This window comes from Cyanobium sp. BA20m-p-22, assembly GCF_024346275.1.
Classification (GTDB): domain Bacteria; phylum Cyanobacteriota; class Cyanobacteriia; order PCC-6307; family Cyanobiaceae; genus Cyanobium_A.
In genome coordinates, this window is record NZ_JAGQCQ010000251.1 from 1 (window position 1) to 5,644 (window position 5,644).

The following is a 5,644-nucleotide window of genomic DNA, read 5'->3' on the forward strand; positions in this document are numbered from 1 at the left end:
AGGGCGATCGGCTGATCGCCGGCGTCGAACTGCTCGATCCAGCGGCCGAGGGAGGGGCGGGTGATCTCGGCTTCGTTCCAGGTCTCGGCCAGGCCATCCAGACGGTGGGCGAGGGGGTTGTGCATCAGCGGTATGCAACCCCTTGAGTCTGATTGCCCCAGTGGCTGACGATATCTAGGTTGAGGAAAGAGCCAGAGGCCTGGGTCGCCATGGGCTACCGCAGCACTTACCCCACTCCAAGGGACGCAGCCTCGCTGCGCCCCTTCCTGATCGCTCTGGTGGCGGCGGTGCTGCTCAATCTGGGGCTGCGGCTGCGCATCCTCGAGCATGTGCTGCGTGCCCATCAGAATTCTCCTTGGCTAATTGGTGTAATTCAGCGCGGTTTGTTGGTGGTGTTTGCTGCATTGCTGGTGGCGTTCTGGTGGCTGTTGCTGGTGCGCGTGCTCCCGGAATTTCGCCGGGGACGGGCGCCGAGCCGACGCCAACTGGCATCCCTGGTGTGGCTGGCCTCCTGCATGGCCGCGACCAATCTGCTCTCCGAGAGTATCGCTATTTATAGGCTGAATCTGTCCTCCTATACGTTGCTGATGGATGCCTTGATGCTCTATCTCGGCATCAGCCTGATCTTCCTGTTCTGGTATTGGTTTATCGATAATCCACCCCGGCATTTGGGCGCTATCTGGGAGCAGTCGGCGTCAGCCGCGTTGACTACGCCCAATGGCATCGTGTTCCCAGAAGAAACACTTGAGCGCGATGTGTTGCGGTCGGATCATTGGCAGCCTGAGTTCATGGATTATGCCTACTTCACAATTCTGAGCAGCAACTGTTTTGGTCCTCCGGAGGGTCATCTGCTAGTGGGTCGGCCGATCAAGGTGCTGCACAGTGTGCACAGCCTCGCGATGATCACCGTATTCATTGTGATTCTGGCCAGGGCAATTAATACTCTCGGTTGAGCCTCCCTATGGCGCCCGTTTGAGTAGGGTTCCTTCTACGGGTGGATACCTTTGCTTGACCCAGCTGATTGCCATCCCTAGATTGGGCGGGTTTTGAAGCCCATCGTGCGCCGTTCAGAGCAGCCCAGGCATCCTGCTTCCCTGGGGCCGATGCTGGCGTTTCCGGTGCTTTTGGCCACCCTTGCCGGCTGTGTCAAACCACCGCCGCCGCCGCCACAGTCCACCTTTTCTCTGACCAGCCCGGCGCGCCAGGCCTTCACCGATCAGGCCACCTACCAGAGCACCCTCGAATCGATAGCCAACGTGCCCCTGGCCGCTGAGATCGACGGCCGCATTGTGGCGATGTCGATGCACGAGGGCCAGATGGTGCGGCCGGGGGAGCTGCTGTTCCGGCTCGATCAGATTCAGCAGCAGGCCAGCTTGGCTGCCGATGCGGCGGAGGCCCGTAAGGATCGTTTTAATGCCGAGCGCTACATCTTTCTCAATGAGCAGGGCGCCGTCTCAACCAAGCAACGCGATGCCTATGTCACCCAAGCCATCTCCAGTGATGAGAAGGTGAGGGCGAGCTCAGCCACGCTGGCTTATAAGGATGTGAAGGCACCTATCGCCGGCATGGTGGGTGACATCCAGCACAAGCTGGGGGCGGTGGTGCGCCAGGGCGAAACCATCACCAACCTTGTCGACAATCGCAGCCTCTGGGTGCGGCTGGATGTGCCCGGCGAGCTGGCCTATCGCGTGCGGCTGGGCATGCCGGTGGAGCTGCAGGCGCCCGACAAGACGGCGCTGAAGGCGATCGGCAAGGTGACATTTATCGCCCCGTCGCTCGATCGGCGCACCCAGACACTGCTGGTTAAGGCCACCTTCGAGAACCCCGATGGCGCCCTGCGCGATCAGCAGCGCGTGCAGGCCAGCTTGCGCTTCGGCCGTGAGCAGAAGCTGGCGATTCCCCAGGCCGCGGTGCTGCTGCAGGCGGGGCAGACGTTTGTATTCCGGGCGGTGCAGCCCGCTGAAGCCCAGCGCCTGATAGGCGCACCGATCACACCGGCCCCCTCGGCAGGTGCCCTGGTGGCGGTGCAGACCCCAGTGACCCTAGGCAGCTTGCAGGGTGGTCGCTTCGCCGTTATCAAAGGGCTTAGCTCAAGCGATGCGGTGGTTCTGGGCAATCTGGCTCAGCTGCGCAGCGGCATGGTGATCCCGCGGCGATGAGCCTTTCTGACACCTTCATCCGCCGGCCGGTGCTCAGCACCGTGTGCAGCATCCTGATCCTGATGGCCGGGGTGATCTCGCTGCCGCTGCTGCCGATCGAGAACCTGCCGAATATCGCGCCGCCCACTATCCAGGTGACGGCCAACTTGCCCGGGGCCGATGCGCTCACGGTGGAAAGTGCCGTAACCGGCCCGCTCGAGGAGCAGATCAACGGCGCGCCGGGGATGGATTACATCAGCTCCAACAGCACCAGCCAGGGCGTCAGCCAGATCAACGTGGTGTTCAAGGCCGGCACCAATGCCGATATAGATCAGGTGAATGTGCTGAACCGGGTGCAGACCGCCTCGCCCCAGCTGCCTGAGCAGGTGAACTCCCAGGGAGTGACGGTGCAGCAGACAGCCACCAGCTATCTGCTGGTGTACAACCTCACCTCCACAGAAGGGCAGTTCAGCCGTGAATACCTCAACGGCCTCTATCAGCTCAACCTCGCCTATCCGCTCAGCCGGGCCGAGGGCGTGGGCCAGGTGACGGTGTTCGGCGCCAGCAATCCGGCCTACAAGCTCTGGGTGGATCCGGCCAAGCTCAGCCGCTTCAATCTCACGATTCTGGATGTGGAGAACGCCCTTCGCTCCCAGAACCAGATCGTGGTGGGCGGCAGCATCGGCGGCCCGCCGGCATCTGTCAATAATCCCACCAACCTGCCGGTGCTGGTGCAGGGCAACCTGCGCACGGTGGAGGAGTTCGAAAACCTGGTGCTCAGCCGCGGCCCCTCGGGCATGGTCAGCGACAGCGGCCCCGATGGCAGCCTGATCCGACTGCGCGATGTGGGCCGGGCGGAGTACGCCTTTCAGAACTTCAACCAGGCGGCAATCAACCTCATCACTGGCCACCCCTGCGTGGGCTTCGGCGTGATCCAGCTGCCGGGCAGCAATGCGATCACCACTGCCGAAGCGGTGGACCAGGTGCTAACTCAATTCCGCAGCACCTTGCCGCCGGGCGTGAAGTTGGAGAAGGTGTTCGACCAGACCGATTTCATCAATGCCTCGATCTTTGGGGCGCTGGATGCGCTACGCGATGCCGTTGTGCTGGTGTTATTGATAATCTTCCTGTTCCTGCAGGATTGGAAGGCCACGATGGTGCCGGCCCTGGCCCTGCCGATTGCGCTGCTGGGGGCGATGATCTTCGTCAAGGCGTTTGGCTTTTCGATCAACGAACTCACCCTGCTGGGGGTGATCCTGGCCACCGGCCTGGTGGTGGACGACGCCATTGTTGTAGTGGAGGCGGTTGAGGCCCGTATCGAGGCAGGCGATAAGCCCTTCGCTGCGGCCTCCAATGCGATGAAAGAGTTGACGGGCGCGATCCTCGCCACGGCCCTCGTTTTGCTGGCGGTGTTCATTCCCGTCACCTTTTTCCCCGGCGCCACCGGAGTGATTTACCGCCAGTTCGCCCTTACGATCGTGTTCTCAATCCTGGTGAGCACCTTTAACGCCATCAGCGGCAAGCCGTTGCAGTCGGCCCTGCTGCTGGGGGGCGGCAAGACCAACCCCACCGGGCGTGGATGGACGCTGATTGGTGGAGCCTTCGGCGCCGCCTACGGCTACCTCTTCGGCGGCTGGGTGTGGCTGTTGTTGTTCGGCGCTCTGGGGGCGCTGGTGGGCACCTACCTCAAGCCGATCTTCTCTGGGTTTAACACCCAGTTCGATCGCATGGCAGCCGCCTATGTGCGGCTGCTGGAGCGGGCCATTCGAGGCCGACGGCTTCTAGTGAGCGCCGTGCTGGGCGGGGTGGTGCTTACCGGTGTGGCCTTTATTGCCATCCCCTCAGGCTTCGTGCCCACCGAAGATCAGGGCTACGGCCTTGGCATTATCCAGCTGCCACCCCAGGCTTCGCTGGAGCAGACGATGAAGGTGGCCGATCAGGCCCGCCAGATCCTGGCGCAGGAGCCTGAAATCGTGAGCGGCGAGTTGATCGGCGGGGCCGGTTTCAACGGCGGTGCTCTCAATCAGGGCCTGTTCTTCTTTGGGTTAAAGCCGATCGAGGAGCGCAGCTCTGCTGATCAATCAGCCCGGGCGGTGGTGCAGCGGCTCAACCACCAGTTCCAGAGGATCGAGGGGGCCAAGGTAATGGCCCAGCAGCCTGCTGCGGTTCCCGGCTTCAGCGCCCAGGGCGGGCTCTCATTTCAGTTCAACGACCTAAGTAATGGCGGCTACAGCCCCACCGATCTGTTGGTCATGGCTAACCAGCTGATCGATAAGGCCAAGGCCAGCGGCTTCTTTTATAACCTCTACACCCAGTTTGTGAGTGATGCCCCGGTGTGGCGAATCGAGCCCGACCGCGACCGTATGGCTTCTCTGCAGGTGGATTTCGGCACGGCGATGAAGGTCCTAGGGGCGGTTAACGGTGGGGCGTTCGTGAATCAGACCTACGAGAACGGCCAGTACCGCCAGGTGTACGTGCAGGCCGAGGGCAGCAGGCGCGAAACAATCGACAGCCTGGAGAATCTCTACGTTCCCGCCGCCGGTGGCGCCCAGATTCCGTTGCTGAATCTGGTGACTGTGCGGCTCGACAGCGCACCGCCGATTATCAGCCACTTTGATCTCAACCGCACGGTGCTGATCCAGGGCTTCGAGGCGATCGGCAAGAGCACCGGCCAGGCCATCGATGCACTCACCACTACCTTCCAACGGCTGAACTTCACCAACATCGGCATGGACTGGTCGGCCCTCAGCCGCTCGGAAGTGGCGGCCGGTTCGCTGGCGGCGCTGGTGTTTGCCCTGGGCCTGGTGGTGGTGTATCTGGTGCTCTCGGCCCAGTACGGCAGCTACATCGATCCGCTGGTGATCCTGATGACGGTGCCGCTGGCGATCCTGGGGGCACTGCTGTTCCTGGTGCTCAACCAGCAGGTGAACAACGTCTACGCCCAGGTGGGTCTGGTGACCTTGATCGGCTTGGCGGCCAAGAATGGCATTCTGATCGTCGACCTGGCCAACCAGCGCATGGAGGCGGGCCTGTCGGACGTGGAGGCGGCAATGGGGGCGGCCCAGTCGCGCCTGCGGCCGATTCTGATGACGGCCTCGGCGGCCCTGTCGGGCTTCTTCCCGCGGGTGGTAGCAAGCGGTGCCGGCGCCATGAGTCAGCGCTCGATCGGCTCGGTGATCTTCGGTGGGCTGCTGGTGGCCACGGCGATGAGCCTGTTCGTCGTGCCGGCGTTCTATGTGCTGATGAAACGGCTCGAGGCAAGCTGGTTCCCGGCCAGTGCCAGCAATTCCTCCATCCCTGCTTCCTGATGCCCCTGCCCCATCCGCCCGGATACCAGCCGCCGCGCCAGAGTGAGGTGGATCGACGTCGAGTGCTGCTGGCCGCCGTGGTGTTGGCGGTTCTGGCGGCGCTGCTGCTGGTGCTGGGGCGCCGCGCCGCCGCCCATGCCGGCAATGCCCTGGCCCAACCTTCGCTGGAGCGGTCCCTGGTGGTGGTGCTAGTTGCGG

The 5,644-nt window shown here is 62.8% G+C and carries 4 protein-coding genes; all 4 read left to right on the top strand.

What is annotated here, in order from left to right:
* Window positions 1-209 precede the first annotated feature (209 nt).
* Complete coding sequence (locus tag KBZ15_RS17245; protein ID WP_255016458.1) at window positions 210-953, top strand: hypothetical protein; 744 nt, start codon at window positions 210-212, stop codon at window positions 951-953.
* A gap of 150 nt (window positions 954-1,103) precedes the next feature.
* Complete coding sequence (locus KBZ15_RS17250; protein ID WP_255016459.1) at window positions 1,104-2,159, top strand: efflux RND transporter periplasmic adaptor subunit; 1,056 nt, start codon at window positions 1,104-1,106, stop codon at window positions 2,157-2,159.
* Window positions 2,156-5,446, top strand: coding sequence for an efflux RND transporter permease subunit (locus tag KBZ15_RS17255; RefSeq protein WP_255016460.1), 3,291 nt, complete (start codon window positions 2,156-2,158; stop codon window positions 5,444-5,446). The genes KBZ15_RS17250 and KBZ15_RS17255 overlap by 4 nt, the downstream gene beginning before the upstream one ends.
* The coding region (locus tag KBZ15_RS17260) for a hypothetical protein (RefSeq protein ID WP_255016461.1) at window positions 5,446-5,644 on the top strand (199 nt) is incomplete at its 3' end. The genes KBZ15_RS17255 and KBZ15_RS17260, both read left to right, overlap by 1 nt.

Coding starts and splice junctions, on each gene's coding strand:
- KBZ15_RS17250 (WP_255016459.1), top strand. CDS start 1,104: ATGCTGGCGTTTCCGGTGCTTTTGGCCACCCTTGCCGGCTGTGTCAAA.
- KBZ15_RS17255 (WP_255016460.1), top strand. CDS start 2,156: ATGAGCCTTTCTGACACCTTCATCCGCCGGCCGGTGCTCAGCACCGTG.
- KBZ15_RS17245 (WP_255016458.1), top strand. CDS start 210: ATGGGCTACCGCAGCACTTACCCCACTCCAAGGGACGCAGCCTCGCTG.